The 13774-nt window shown below is 72.4% G+C and carries 9 protein-coding genes; 3 read left to right on the top strand and 6 right to left on the bottom strand.

What is annotated here, in order from left to right; all coding sequences use genetic code 11:
* Positions 1 to 162: 162 nt before the first annotated feature.
* Positions 163 to 2712, bottom strand: a complete 2550-nt coding sequence (locus ACFVTC_RS39400; protein WP_390134114.1) for a polynucleotide kinase-phosphatase — start codon at positions 2710 to 2712, stop codon at positions 163 to 165.
* The gene (locus ACFVTC_RS39395) at positions 2709 to 4184 is read right to left on the bottom strand and encodes a 3' terminal RNA ribose 2'-O-methyltransferase Hen1 (protein WP_390134112.1); all 1476 of its coding nucleotides are present in this window, start codon (positions 4182 to 4184) and stop codon (positions 2709 to 2711) included. The genes ACFVTC_RS39400 and ACFVTC_RS39395 overlap by 4 nt, the downstream gene beginning before the upstream one ends.
* A gap of 382 nt (positions 4185 to 4566) precedes the next feature.
* On the opposite strand from ACFVTC_RS39395, the gene ACFVTC_RS39390 reads away from it, so the two are divergent.
* Positions 4567 to 5490 (top strand): LLM class F420-dependent oxidoreductase, encoded by a 924-nt coding sequence (locus tag ACFVTC_RS39390; protein WP_390134110.1) that lies wholly within the window; start codon positions 4567 to 4569, stop codon positions 5488 to 5490.
* 102 nt (positions 5491 to 5592) lie between these two features.
* Here the strand turns inward: ACFVTC_RS39390 and ACFVTC_RS39385 are convergent, their stop codons facing one another.
* The 4 genes from ACFVTC_RS39385 to ACFVTC_RS39370 all read right to left on the bottom strand — a co-directional run bounded on the left by ACFVTC_RS39385 (position 5593) and on the right by ACFVTC_RS39370 (position 8493).
* Positions 5593 to 6069, bottom strand: coding sequence for a DUF6099 family protein (locus ACFVTC_RS39385; protein WP_390134108.1), 477 nt, complete (start codon positions 6067 to 6069; stop codon positions 5593 to 5595).
* Positions 6070 to 6308: 239 nt separating this feature from the next.
* Complete coding sequence (locus tag ACFVTC_RS39380) at positions 6309 to 6683, bottom strand: nucleotide pyrophosphohydrolase (RefSeq protein WP_390134106.1); 375 nt, start codon at positions 6681 to 6683, stop codon at positions 6309 to 6311.
* A gap of 104 nt (positions 6684 to 6787) precedes the next feature.
* Positions 6788 to 8011, bottom strand: coding sequence for an ATP-binding protein (locus tag ACFVTC_RS39375; protein WP_390134104.1), 1224 nt, complete (start codon positions 8009 to 8011; stop codon positions 6788 to 6790).
* 92 nt (positions 8012 to 8103) lie between these two features.
* Positions 8104 to 8493 (bottom strand): cell division protein SepF, encoded by a 390-nt coding sequence (locus ACFVTC_RS39370; protein WP_168530623.1) that lies wholly within the window; start codon positions 8491 to 8493, stop codon positions 8104 to 8106.
* A 256-nt stretch (positions 8494 to 8749) separates the two neighbouring features.
* On the opposite strand from ACFVTC_RS39370, the gene ACFVTC_RS39365 reads away from it, so the two are divergent.
* Together ACFVTC_RS39365 and ACFVTC_RS39360 are read left to right on the top strand one after the other, a co-directional pair.
* A complete protein-coding gene (locus ACFVTC_RS39365) occupies positions 8750 to 13084 on the top strand; it encodes a molybdopterin-dependent oxidoreductase (protein WP_390134102.1) in 4335 nt (1444 codons plus the stop codon).
* A 227-nt stretch (positions 13085 to 13311) separates the two neighbouring features.
* Positions 13312 to 13731 (top strand): molybdopterin-binding protein, encoded by a 420-nt coding sequence (locus ACFVTC_RS39360; protein WP_390134100.1) that lies wholly within the window; start codon positions 13312 to 13314, stop codon positions 13729 to 13731.
* The last annotated feature ends 43 nt before the right edge of the window (positions 13732 to 13774 follow it).

Here is a 13774-nt window from a genome sequence, read left to right as displayed (position 1 = left end):
GTCTGCGCCCGCGCGCCCCCCGCCGCGCCCGAAGGGCTCGCGCTCCATCGCCGGCCGGCGTGGGTAGTTCAGCCCGTCCGGCGTTCGAGGACGAGGGCCTCGAGGCCGGAGCGGGGGTCTGGGGGCGCCAGCCCCCGGATACGGCAGGGGCGAAACGAGCCGCTAGAGACGTGGGTCCACCGGTTCGGACTCCAGGGCCAGCACGCCGAACACCGCCTCGTGCACCCGCCACAACGGCTCCCCCTCCGCCAGCCGCTCCAACCCCTCCAGCCCCAGCGCGTACTCCCGGATCGCCAACGACCGCTTGTGGTTGAGGAACCGACCCCGCAGCCGCGCCAGGTTCTCCGGCCGGGTGTACTCCGGTCCGTAGATGATCCGCAGGTACTCGCGCCCCCGGCACTTGATACCGGGCTGCGCCAACCGCCCCCGTGCGTCCCGGACGACCGCCTCGACGGGCTTGACGACCATGCCCTCGCCGCCGCGCCCGGTCATCTCCAGCCACCAGTCCACACCGGCCCGCACGGACTCCGCGTCTCCGGTCTCGACGAACAACCGCCGGGTCGTCCGGAGCAGTCCGCTTCCGTCGTGCTCGACGAGCCGGTCGATCAGCGCGAGCTGCTCGTCGTGCGGGAGCGCGGCCAGGCTGCGGCCCCGCGCCGCCAGGATCTGGAAGGGCGCGAGCCGCACCCCTTCCAGGCCGTCCGTCGGCCAGCAGTACCGCCGGTAGGCGTCGGTGAACGCCGCCGCGTCGGCGGCCCGTTCCCGCTGCCGGCCCAGCAGGTCCCGCACGTCGACACCCCGCGCCGCCGCCCCTTCGAGCGCGGCCAGCACACTCGGGAACACCGCCCCGGACGCGGCGCCGACAGCGGCGTACTGCGTCCGCAGCAGTCCGGACGCCTTGAGCGACCACGGCATCAGCTCGGCGTCGAGCAACAGCCAGTCCGTCCCCAGTTCCTCCCACAGACCCGCGGCCGCAGCCGCGTCCCGCAGCCGCCCGAGGATCTCCTCGGTGACCTCGGTGTCGGCGAAGAAGGGCCTGCCGGTACGGGTGTACAGCGACCCGGTGGGACCGTCGGCCACGCCGAACCGCTCGCGCGCCACCCCGGCGTCCCGGCAGACCAGCGCCACCGCCCGGGAGCCCATGTGCTTCTCCTCGCACACGACCCGGGCGACCCCGTCCTCCCGGTACTGGGCGAAGGCCTCCGCCGGGTGCTCCAGATAGCCCTCCACCCGGGACGTCGCGGTCGGCGCCATCGTCGGCGGGAGGTACGGCAGCAGCCGGGGGTCGACCGCGAAGCGGCTCATGACCTCCAGGGCCGCCGCCGCGTTCTCCTCGCGCACCGCGACCCGCCCGGCGTACCGGGTCTCGACGGCCCGCCGGCCGTGCACGTCCGCGAGGTCGAGTGGACGCCCCTCGTGTCCGCCGGGCGCCTCCGAGGCCAGCGGCTTGGCGGGCTCGTACCAGACCCGCTCGGCGGGTACGTCGACGAGCTCGCGCTCCGGCCAGCGCAGCGCGGTGAGCTTGCCGCCGAAGACGGCACCGGTGTCGACGCAGAGGGTGTTGTTCAGCCAGGTCGCCTGCGGCACGGGGGTGTGGCCGTAGACGACCGCCGCACGGCCCCGGTAGTCCTCCGCCCACGGGTAGCGCACCGGCAGGCCGAACTCGTCCGTCTCCCCGGTCGTGTCGCCGTACAGCGCGTGCGAACGCACCCGGCCCGAGGTGCGGCCGTGGTACCGCTCGGGCAGACCGGCGTGGCAGACGACGAGCCGTCCGCCGTCCAGGACGTAGTGGCTGACCAGACCGTCGACGAACTCCCTCACCTCCGCCCGGAACTCCTCGCTCTCCCCCGCCAGTTGCGCGACGGTCTCGGCGAGCCCATGGGTGTGCTGGACCTTGCGGCCCTTGAGGTGGCGGCCGAGCTTGTTCTCGTGGTTGCCGGGCACGCACAGTGCGTTGCCGGAGCCGACCATGGACATCACGCGGCGCAGCACGCCGGGAGTGTCCGGTCCCCGGTCGACGAGGTCGCCGACGAAGACGGCCGTACGGCCCTGCGGGTGCACACCGTCGGCATACCCCAGCTTGCCGAGCAGGGTCTCCAGTTCCGAGGCGCAGCCGTGGATGTCGCCCACGATGTCGAAGGGACCGGTCAGGTGGGTCAGGTCGTTGAAGCGCCGCTCGGTGCTGATCCCGGCGCCCTCGATCTCCGCCTCGCCGCGCAGCACGTGCACCTTCCGGAAGCCCTCGCGCTCCAGGCTCCGCAGGGAGCGCCGGAGTTCGCGGATGTGCCGCTGGATGACACGGCGTGGCATGTCGGCCCGGTCGGTCCGGGACGCGTTGCGTCCGGCGCACACCTCCTCGGGTACGTCGAGGACGATCGCGATGGGCAGCACGTCGTGCTTCCTGGCGATCTCGATCAGCTGTCGGCGGCTCTCCTGCTGGACGTTCGTCGCGTCCACCACCGTGCGCCGGCCCGCCGCGAGCCGCTTGCCCGCGATGTAGTGGAGGACGTCGAAGGCGTCGCCGCTGGCGCTCTGGTCGTTCTCGTCGTCGGCGACGAGGCCCCGGCAGAAGTCGCTGGAGATCACCTCGGTCGGTTTGAAGTGCCTGCGGGCGAAGGTCGACTTGCCCGACCCGGACGCGCCGATCAGGACGACCAGGGAGAGGTCGGTGACGGGCAGGACCCGTCCCTGGGTGGTGTCTTCGCTGCTCATGCGGCCTTCTCCTCCTTCGTGTCCCGGGTGGTCGTGTTCAGGGAGAACGTGGCCATCTGGGTCGGCGGCCCCACCTCGGGGTCGTCGGGACCCACGGGGGTGAACTCCACCTCGTAGCCGTGTCGTTCGGCCACGGCGCGCGCCCAGCTCCGGAACTCCTCGCGGGTCCACTCGAAGCGGTGGTCGCCGTGCCGGGTGTGTCCGGCCGGGAGGGTCTCCCAGCGGACGTTGTACTCGACGTTCGGGGTGGTCACCAGGACGGTCCTGGGGCGCGCGGAGCCGAACACCGCGTACTCCAGGGCAGGCAGCCGGGGCAGGTCGACATGTTCGACGACCTCGCTGAGCACGGCGGCGTCGTACCCCTTGAGCCGCCTGTCGGTATAGGCGAGCGAGCCCTGCAGGAGCTGTACGCGGGCCGCCTGCCGCTCGCCCATCCGGTCCAGCTTGAGCCGGCGCGCGGCGATGGTGAGCGCGCGCATCGACACGTCCACCCCGACGATCTCGGTGAACCGCACGTCCTTGAGCAGCGCCTGCACCAACTGCCCCTGTCCGCAGCCGAGATCGAGGACTCGGCCGGCGCCGCGGGCGTGCAGCGCGGCGAGGATCGCGTCCCGCCGCTGCACGGCGAGCGGCACGGGCCTGTCCTCCGTGTCGGTCTCCTCGTCGACCGCGTTGTCGATGTCCTCGACCTCGGTGTCGTCGGTCTCGGCGAGCCGGACGAGCTCCAGCCGCTCCATCGCCTCACGCGTCAGCGACCAGCGTCGGGAGAGGTACCGGCTGGTGATCAGCTTCTGCTCGGGGTGGTCCGGCAGCCAGCCCTCGCCGGCCCTCAGCAGCTTGTCGACCTCGTCGGACGACACCCAGTAGTGCTTGGCGTCGTCGAGGACGGGGAGCAGGACATAGAGGTGGCGCAGTGCCTCGGCGAGCGTCAGCCGGGCCGACTCCAGGACGAGGCGGACGTACCGCGACGCACCCCACTCGGGGAACTCGGCGTCCAGCGCCACGGCCTCGGCGTCCACGGTCCAGCCGAGCGGCTCGAACAGCTGGCGCACGAGGTCGGCGCCGCCTCGCGCGGGAAGCGCGGGCACCTCGATCCGCAGGGGCAGCGCACGAGCGGGGAGGTCCGGCTTCGCGGCGCACTGTCCTTTCATCGCGCTGGAGAACACCGCGCTCAGCGCCACGGCGAGCAGGGACGAGGCGGCGTACGGGCGGTCGTTGACGTACTGCGCGAGCGCGGCGTCGGGTGCGCCGCCACGGCCCTTGCCCTTGCCGCGCCGGACCAGCGCCACCGCGTCGACCTCCAGCAACAGCGCGGCCGTGCACCGCTCGGCGGACGCCTCGGGGTAGAGGACGTGCGCCGTGCCGTAGGAGGTCGAGAACACCTGCGCCTTGTCGGGGTGCTTGTGCAGCAGGAATCCGAGGTCGGTCGCGGGGCGTTCCGGGTCGCCGGTGGTACTGATCGTCAGAAACACTGTGGGTCTTCCTCGAAACGTCATCTGAGCCGCGGATTTTCCGTACGGACGTGACCGCGCACTCCGGGAACACGTTCTCCGGGACGCGTGCTCCGAGTGCGTGTGCTCCGGGTGCGTGTGCTCCGGGTGTCCGGTGCCGGTCGACGGTGAACCGCGACAGGGGAAGAGCGCGCCATGCCGTGCCCTCGGCGCGCCTGCCCAACCTACAGCGAACGTCTCGGGCGGAGCCGGGAATTTTCGCTGGTGGCGGCCCACGCCGGACTGCCGGGGACGCGGGGTGGCCGACGGTCACGGCACCCTGTGTCCGGATCGCCACGATCGGTCACGGGTGGGGCAGCGGTGCCCGGTGGGACGGTTGACGCGACCGGTGCATGATGGATACATGGATCTTCGAGTCTTCACAGAACCGCAGCAAGGGGCGACCTACGAGACGCTGCTCCGCGTCGCCAAGGCCGCCGAAGACCTCCACTACGGAGCCTTCTTCCGCTCCGACCACTACTTGCACATGGGGTCCGTCGACGGGCTCCCCGGGCCCACCGACGCGTGGATCACGCTGGCCGGCCTCGCGCGCGAGACGGAACGGATCCGGCTGGGCACCCTTATGACGGCCGGCACCTTCCGCCTCCCCGGCGTCCTCGCCATCCAGGTGGCGCAGGTCGACCAGATGTCCGGCGGCCGGGTGGAGTTCGGGCTCGGCTCCGGCTGGTACGAGGCCGAGCACGAGGCGTACGGGATTCCGTTCCCCAAGGAGAAGTTCGGCCGGCTGGAGGAACAACTCGCCGTCGTCACGGGCTTGTGGAACACGCCGGTCGGTGAACGGTTCACCTACGAGGGGAAGTTCTACCAGCTCAAGGACTCCCCCGCGCTGCCGAAGCCCGCGCAGTCGAAGGTGCCGGTCCTGATCGGCGGTCACGGGGCCAAGCGGACGCCGGCACTGGCGGCGCGGTACGCCGACGAGTTCAACATGCCCTTCGCCTCTCTCGAGGACACCGAGCGGCAGTTCCAGCGGGTGCGGGCGGCGGCCGAGGAGGCCGGACGCGACGGGGACGACCTGGTGTACTCCAACGCGCTCGTCGCCTGCGTGGGCAGGACCGATCTGGAGGTGAAGCGTCGGGCGGACGCGATCGGGCGCGACGTGGAGGAGCTGAAGGCGAACGGTCTCGCGGGGTCGCCCGCGGAGGTCGTCGAGAGGATCGCCCAGTTCCAGGGTGTCGGTGCGCGGCGGATGTATCTCCAGATGCTCGACCTCGACGACCTGGATCACCTGGAGCTGATCGCGTCCGCGGTGATGCCGCAGGTGGGTTGAGGGTTTGAGGCCGACGCGCCCCCGGCCGGGGGCGCGGCCCCGTGGCGGGGTCCGGGGCGGAGCCCCGGGAACGGGACGGGGAGGGGCGGCGGGGGCGAGAACCTACCCCGTCGCCCACCCCCGCTCCACCACCCCCTGATCCCGGTCGGCCAGCCGTCTCAGCATCTCCAGAACCCGGTCCCGTGACTCGTCCGCCGCGTCGATCGCCTCCATGCACTGCCAGTACGTCCCCTGTTCGTCCGCCGCGCAGGCGACGCCGACGAGGGCGATGCCGACCTCGGCGAGAAGCCCCCCGAGACACAGAAGCGCCTCCCGGGCGTCACCCAGCTCGGTGAGCCGGGCGGCGCGCAGATCCGCGATGTCCCGAGGCGCCGCGTCGAGGACACCGCATCCCCGCCCCGCCAGCTCGGTCAGCCCGAGGGCCTCGCCCCGCAGTTCGGGTGGCCCCGAGACGGCCAGGCGACTGCCTATGGCCTGGGCCAGGGCCTGCGCCTGCCACGCCTCCGCCACCACCTCGTCCATGTCCCCGCTCCCGGCCAGGGCACGTCTGCTCACCACGATGAGCCGCACCGCTTCCATGCGCTGCCCCCGTCTGTCCCGACGCGCTGGTCGCACGTCCGCTCGAACTCCCTTGTCCACTACCCAGAGTGAGTTCTCGCACGACGAAAAGCCAGAGGAAGCCCGAAATCTGTGGACAGAGAATCGAATGTAGACAACTCAACGACTCCGGAGAGTGACGAGGAGATGGAGCCCCTACCCCGGGAGCCCGCCCCCTGGAGGTGTCGCACCCCCACCGGGCCCCCGCCGACGCCACTCCGCTAGGGCCCCTCGGGCGCCGGGAACCTCCGCTCGTTCCGGTCGATCTTCGCGTCGAGCGCCGCGAGCGCGTCGATGCCGAGCACTTCGCACAGTTGCAGGAGATAGGCCAGGACGTCCGCCACCTCGTCCGTGACGCGGTGCGCGGTGTCCGCGTCGTCCATGACCCGTGCCGACTCCTCGGGGGTCAACCACTGGAAGATCTCGACGAGTTCGGACGCCTCCACGCTCAGCGCGGCGACCAGGTTCTTCGGGGTGTGGTAGCGCTGCCAGTTCCGCGCGGCCGCGAACTCGGCCAGCCGGTGCTGCAGCTTCGGAACGTCCAGCCCTCCGGCACCGACACCGGTACCGGCCCCTGCCCCTTCCCCGGCACCCACAACCGCGCCCGCGCCCGTACCCGTACCCGCAACCGCAGCCGCAGCCGCAGCCGCAGCCGCAGCCGCAGCCGCAGCCGGATTCTCGCTTCCGCTTCCGCTCTCGCTCACGGCGTCAGGTCTACCACCGTGACGCCCTCCACCCCGTCCAGCCCATCGGCCCCGCACACCCGGACGGCATCGCTCACCGCACCCACCAGCCGGATGTGCCCCCGCTCGCACATCCGTGCCGCCAGCCGGACCAGTTCACCGGCCTGCCGGACGTCCAGCCCGCGGTCGAGACCGTCGGCCAGCACGGTCAGCGACTGCAGCGCGGCCGGGACCTCCCCCACCGGGTCGACCTCCAGCACCCCGGGACCGGTGAGCAGCACCAGGGCCAGTGCCAGATACCTCAACTCGCCGTCCCCGAGCAGCCCGAGGTGCGTGCGGACGCCGTCGCCGCGGTCGAGGAGCGCGCGGACCGTACCGTCACCGCACGGCTCGGCCAGGACGTCCACGACGGGTCCCGCGCATCCGGCCCGGACGGCCGCGACCAGGTGCGCGTACCGGTGGCCGCACTCCGAGCGGGTCCGCCACAGGACGTCGGCGAGGTTGTCGCAGCCCCGGAGCAGCCGGCCCGCGCCCAGCGGGGCGGCGGCCCGCATCCGCCGCGGGCTCGGGTCGCAGGCGTACACGGAGCGCAGGGCGACGACCATCTGCTCGGCGGCGGCGAGGACTTGGCGCTCCCCCTCCGTCCGGCCCGCGAGGCGCAGCGGCAGCAGGGCGGTGCCGAGGCGGTCGTCGGGGAGCGGGCCCCGGGTGACGGCGGACGAGCCCGCCGTGTGCCAGGCCGCCTGGACCACGGGGCGCCCAGGGTCCCGCAGCGCCGTCTCCAGCAGGGTCCGCCCGCCGGCGGAGAGCCGTTCGCCGACGATGCGCAGTTCGGGCTCGGCCTGTACGGCGACATCGAGCCGTACGGGTCCCTGCGGGCCGTCGACCGTGCAGCCGATGCGGAAGCCTCGGCGCCGCTGGGCGTCGGGCCGGGCCCGCTCGGGCACGCAGGCGACCGGGTCCGGGAACACTTCACCGAGTTCGGCGCCGCCGCCGAGCCGCGCCAGTGCCTCGTACGCGCGCAGGACGGCGGACTTGCCGCTGCCGCTTGGCCCCGCGAAGAGGGTGAACGGTCCGAGCGGGAACCGGGCGCGCCGGTGCGCCGCGAAGGCCGCGAGCCGCAGCTCGGTGGCGCCGGGCCGGTCGGGAGGCGGCGCGGCGGGGGCGCCGTACGGTTCGGCGGGGGCGTGGGGCGACTCGGCCCGGGCGGGGGCCTCGGCCGCCAGAGATGACAGGGTCATATGTGGACGGTAGGACCCCGTCCCCAGGGGAACCGTTACACCCGGATCACCTTCCTACGATCGAGGGAACCGCGCCCTCCGCACCGCCCGGTTCAGACCCCGGGAACGCCCGCGCCCTCCATCAGCCCCCGCACCTCGGTTCCGGGCGGTGTCAGCAGGAACACGTTCCGGTCGACCCGGTGCATTCCGCTCGCGAGCCCGAAGACCACTCCGGTGCTGAAGTCCAGCACCCGCTTGGCGACCTCGGTCTCGGCGCCGGTCAGGTCCAGCAGGACGGGGATGCCGGACATCAGTGTCTCGGCGACGTCGCGGGCGTCCGCGAACACATTGACCCGCAGGACCACGAAGCGGCGCCGCGTCTCGGTCGGGGCCTCGGGCATCGACCGGTGGCTCACCGCCGAGGGCCACGCGTCCCGGCCCCGCAGCGGAACGACCTGGGCGAGCCCTTCCCACTGCTCGTCGGTGACGTCGTGGCCGCTCACTGGCCCACCCCGTCCTGGCTCGCACTCATTGTCTGCACCGGGCAATTCTTACGCATGGTCACCCGTTCGGCCCAACAGCGACACGGTCCGCGACTCCACGGGCCGTCATTTCCGGGGCCTCACACGGCCCTTCGTCCGGCTGTGCAGCGCGCGTAACCCCTCGCGATCAAGGGCCGTGACATCGACGTAACGGGCAATTCGTACGCTCGGCCGCGTCGGGTACCGGCGAGAGACGAAGAGACGAGAGGGGCCGTCCGTGACGGCACAGGGTCCGCAGGCCGGCACCGCGCGGGTGCGGACCGTCTGCTCGTACTGCGGCGTCGGCTGTGGCCTGGTCCTCGACATCGGCGCGGGTCCCGACGGACGGCGTACTGTCCTGAAGGCGTCCGGCAACAAGGCGCACCCCGCGAACTCGGGCCGGCTGTGCACCAAGGGCGCGACGACGGCCGACATGCTCGCCGCGCCCGGCCGGCTGACCACGGCGCTCCGGCGGGCGGAGCGCGGTGAGGAGGCGAAGCCCGTGTCCGTCGACGCGGCGCTCGCCGAGACCGCCGGGCGGCTGCGCGCGATCATCGACGAGCACGGTCCGGACGCCGTCGCGTTCTACGTCTCGGGGCAGATGAGCCTGGAGGCGCAGTACCTGGCGAACAAGCTGGCCAAGGGCTTCGTACGGACGAACCAGATCGAGTCGAACTCGCGGCTGTGCATGGCGAGCGCGGGCGCCGGATACAAACTGTCCCTCGGTGCCGACGGGCCTCCGGGCTCGTACGACGATCTCGACCGGGCCGACGTCTTCCTGGTCATCGGCTCGAACATGGCCGACTGTCATCCCGTTCTCTTCCTGCGGCTCATGGAGCGCGTCAAGGCGGGCGCCCGGCTGATCGTCGTCGATCCGCGGCGTACCGCGACCGCGGCGAAGGCCGATCTGTTCCTGCCGATCCGGCCAGGCACCGACCTCGCGCTGCTCAACGGTCTGCTGTACCTGCTGCACGAGGGCGGGCACACGGACGCCGCGTTCATCGCCCGGCACACCGAGGGCTGGGAGGCGATGCCCGCGTTCCTCGCCGGCTATCCGCCCGCGGTGGTCGCCGGGATCACCGGTGTCCCCGAGGAGGACATCCGGACGGCGGCGCGGCTGATCGGCGAGGCCGGCGAGTGGACGAGCTGCTGGACGATGGGCCTCAACCAGTCCACGCACGGCACCTGGAACACCAACGCCCTGGTCAACCTGCACCTCGCGACGGGCGCCATCTGCCGTCCGGGCAGCGGGCCGTTCTCCCTCACCGGGCAGCCCAACGCCATGGGCGGGCGCGAGATGGGATACATGGGGCCGGGGCTGCCCGGACAGCGGTCGGTGCTGGTGGACGACGAACGGGCCTTCGTCGAGGAGCTGTGGGGACTGCCGGAGGGGACCATCCGCAAGGACGGGGTGGGGCGGGGCACCGTCGAGATGTTCCGGAGGATGGCCGACGGCGACATCAAGGCATGCTGGATCATCTGCACCAACCCCGTCGCCTCCGTCGCCAACCGCCGCACGGTCGTCGAGGCGCTGGAGGCCGCCGAATTCGTCGTCACCCAGGACGTGTTCGCCGAGACCGAGACCAACGCGTACGCCGATGTCGTCCTGCCCGGCGCGCTGTGGACGGAGACGGAGGGCGTCCTCGTCAACAGCGAGCGCACGCTCACTCTGGCCCGGCCGGCCGTCGACCCGCCCGGCGAGGCGATGGCGGACTGGCGGGTCATCGCGGCCGTCGCCCGCGCGATGGGCTACGAGGAGGGGTTCTCGTACGAGAGCGCCGAACAGGTCTTCGAGGAGATCAAGCGGGCCTGGAACCCGAGGACCGGGTGGGATCTGCGGGGTGCGTCGTACGAGCGGCTGCGGGGCGGACCCGTGCAGTGGCCCGTCGCCCGCGCGGACGGCCCGCGGCGCAACCCGATCCGGTACCGGAAGGGTGCGGAACTGTCGTTCCCCACCGCGAGCGGGCGGGCGGTGTTCCACGCACGGCCGCATCTGCCGCCCGCCGAGATGCCCGACGACGACTTCCCGTTCGTTCTCAACACCGGGCGCCTGCCGCACCAGTGGCACACGCTGACCAAGACCGGGAAGGTGGCGAGGCTCAACAGGCTGAATCCCGGCCCGTTCGTGGAACTGCACCCGCGGGACGCGGAGTCCCTCGGGATCGGGGAGGGCGACTCGGTGGAGGTCGCCTCCCGGCGGGGACGGGCGGTGCTCCCGGCGGTGGTGACGGACCGGGTGCTGCCCGGGTGCGTGTTCGCGCCCTTCCACTGGAACGACCTGTTCGGGGAGTACCTGAGCATCAACGCGGTGACCGGAGACGCGGTGGACCCGGTGTCGTTCCAGCCGGAGTTCAAGGTGTGCGCGGTGTCGCTGACGCGGACGCGTGGCGCGGCCGCCGTGGAGCGGGGGCATCCCGTCGAGGAGGGGAGTGCCCTCGCGCACACGCGTCCCGCGCTCACGCACGCGAGCCCCGCCTTCCTTCCCTCGGGCGCACAGCCCCCAGGCGTCTCTCCACGCGACTTCGGTCTGGAGCCCGCGCCGCCGCCCGTCCTGTCCTCCTCCGAACGTCAGTACCTCACCGGCTTCCTGGCGGGGCTCGGCTCCGGGCTGTCCGGCGTACCCGTCCTCCCGCCGGACGCTCCCCTCACCCCCGGGCACGTGCTCTGGGTCAACGGCGCGCTCGCCGGGATGTACTCCCGCTCCGCACCCCCGGCCGTCCCCGCACGGGCATCGGCATCGGCATCGGCATCGGCTCCCCCACCGGCTACGCCGTCGGTATCGGCCTCGGCGGCCCGCGAAGTCGTGGTGCTGTGGGCCTCGCAGACCGGGAACGCGGAGGAGTGCGCGGCGTCCGCCGCCGAGCGGCTCGGCGCGCGGGGCCACCGGACACGGCTGGTCGGGATGGACGAGGCGGACGTCGGCTCGCTCACCCGCGGCGCCGATCTGCTCTTCGTCACCAGCACGTTCGGGGACGGCGACGCGCCCGACAACGGGTCCGGCCTGTGGGACACGCTGTCCGGGCAGCGGGCCCCGCGCCTGGACGGGGTGCGCTACGCCGTGCTGGCGCTCGGCGACTCCTCGTACGACGACTTCTGCGGGCACGGGCGTCGACTCGACGCGCGACTGGACGAGTTGGGCGCCGTACGGCTCGCGCCCCGTACGGACTGCGAACCGGAGTACGAGCCGTCCGCGGACGGCTGGCTGGAGCGGATCCTCACCGCGCTCGGCACGGGGGCGGAGCCGGGCCTCGGCACGGGAGTGGAGCACGACCCCGGCACGGGGGCGGAGCCGGGCCTCGGCACGGGGGCGGAGCCCGGCCCCGGCACCGGAGCCGTGCCCGTGTTCGACGCGGGGCCCGCGCCCGTACCCGTACCCCTACCCGTACCCCGACCCGTGCCCGTGCCCGGCGAGGACGCGGAGCCGCCGAAGGCGTCGCGGGCGACCCGCTCGGGGCCGGCCGCCGGCACCGCCCTCCTCACCGGCAACCGTCTGCTCAGCCTGCCCGGCGCCGCCAAGGAAGTCCGCCGGTTCACCTTCGACACCCGGGAGAGCGAGAGCCCGCTGACGTACGAGGCGGGGGACGCGCTCGGCGTACGGCCCGTCAACTCGCGCCGTCTCGTCACCGAGTGGCTGGAGGTCATCGGAGCGCGCGGGTCAACTCCGGTCGAGATCACGGGCATCGGGGAGATGCCCTTCGAGGAAGCACTCCTCCGGCATCTGGACATCACCCGGATCACCCCGGACCTGCTGCGCTTCGTCGCCGAACGAACCAGGGACGGGCGGGAGTTGAGGAAGCTCCTACGGCCCGGCAACAAGGGCGAGCTGGCCCGGTGGTCGTGGGGTCGGCAGTTCGTGGACGTGGTGTCCGATCATCCGGTGCGCGCCGCGGCAGGCGAGTGGGCCGGGGTGTTCAGCCGGCTGCGGCCCCGGCTGTACTCGATCTCGTCCAGTCCGCTCGTCGATCCGCACCTGGTCGCCCTGACCGTCTCCGTCGTGCGCTACGAGAATCCGGGCGGCCGGCCGCGCGGCGGGGTGTGCTCATCCTTCCTGGCCGACGCCGGGCCGGGAGCGCGCGTGCCGGTCTTCGTCCAGCGGTCGCCGCACTTCAGGCCCCCGGCGGACGCGACGACCCCCATGGTGATGGTGGGACCCGGCACCGGAGTCGCGCCGTTCGTCGGCTTCCTCGAGGAGCGACGGGCGCTCGGACACCGTGCGCCGAACTGGCTGTTCTTCGGCGAGCAGCACCGCGCCACCGACTTCTCCTACGAGCGGGAGCTGACCGCGCTGCTCGACGACGGCACGCTCAGCCGCCTCGACACGGCGTTCTCACGTGACCAGCGCACCAAGGTCTACGTGCAGGACCGGATGCGCGAACACGGGCCCGAGCTCTGGCACTGGCTCCAGGGCGGCGCCCGCTTCTATGTGTGCGGGGACGCCTCACGGATGGCCAAGGACGTCGACCGGGCGCTGCGGGACATCGCCGTCGCGCACGGCGGCCTGGGCGAGGCGGAGGCCGCCGCCCACGTCAGACAGCTCGCGGCGGACAAGCGGTACGTACGGGATGTCTACTGACGAGGCGGGCTCGTCGGGGCATGCGGGCATGAGGGGTACGGTTCACCACATACAAGTGGGGATGAATAAGGCGAATACGGCGAACAAAGCGCACCGGACCAAAAGGCTGATTCGGTTAACACATCCGCGATGCACGGGAGACACGGGCCGTGGCGTCCACCCCATACGGCGCACAGCACACATAATTGCCGAAAACCGACTGTCCGGACCGCAATCGAGGCGCCCCCATGAGCCTGAGCATCCGTAACCAGCTCCCCGGCACCGTCACCTCCGTCACCTCCGGCGAGGTGATGGCGACGGTCAGGCTCCGTCTCGACGGCGGCCAGGACCTGACCGCCGCCATCACCGCGGAGGCCGTCGAGGACCTGGGCCTCGTCAAGGGCTCCGCGGTCCGCGCCCTGGTCAAGTCGACGGAGGTGTCCCTGGCCACCGGCCCGGTCGAGGGGGTGAGCATCCGCAACCAGCTCCCCGGCACGGTCACCGACGTCGCCACCGGCGGCGCGATGGCCCGCGTCAGGCTCGCGGTGGCGGGGGCCGAACTGACCTCCGCGATCACCAGGGACGCGGCCACCGAACTGGGCCTCGCGGCAGGCTCCGCGGTCGTGGCGCTCATCAAGTCCACCGAGGTCTCCCTCTCCAACGCATGAGCCGCCGACACGCTTCTTACCGCCCTCACACCGGACTCTTCAC

This window comes from Streptomyces sp. NPDC057950, from assembly GCF_042887295.1.
Taxonomy (GTDB): domain Bacteria; phylum Actinomycetota; class Actinomycetes; order Streptomycetales; family Streptomycetaceae; genus Streptomyces; species Streptomyces kaempferi.
This window is presented reverse-complemented; position numbering and strand designations above follow the sequence as displayed.

Bases quoted from the DNA above. Each gene is read 5' to 3' on its own strand.
- ACFVTC_RS39400 (WP_390134114.1), bottom strand. From the start codon at position 2,712: ATGAGCAGCGAAGACACCACCCAGGGACGGGTCCTGCCCGTCACCGAC.
- ACFVTC_RS39375 (WP_390134104.1), bottom strand. From the start codon at position 8,011: ATGACCCTGTCATCTCTGGCGGCCGAGGCCCCCGCCCGGGCCGAGTCG.
- ACFVTC_RS39385 (WP_390134108.1), bottom strand. From the start codon at position 6,069: ATGGAAGCGGTGCGGCTCATCGTGGTGAGCAGACGTGCCCTGGCCGGG.
- ACFVTC_RS39390 (WP_390134110.1), top strand. From the start codon at position 4,567: ATGGATCTTCGAGTCTTCACAGAACCGCAGCAAGGGGCGACCTACGAG.
- ACFVTC_RS39360 (WP_390134100.1), top strand. From the start codon at position 13,312: ATGAGCCTGAGCATCCGTAACCAGCTCCCCGGCACCGTCACCTCCGTC.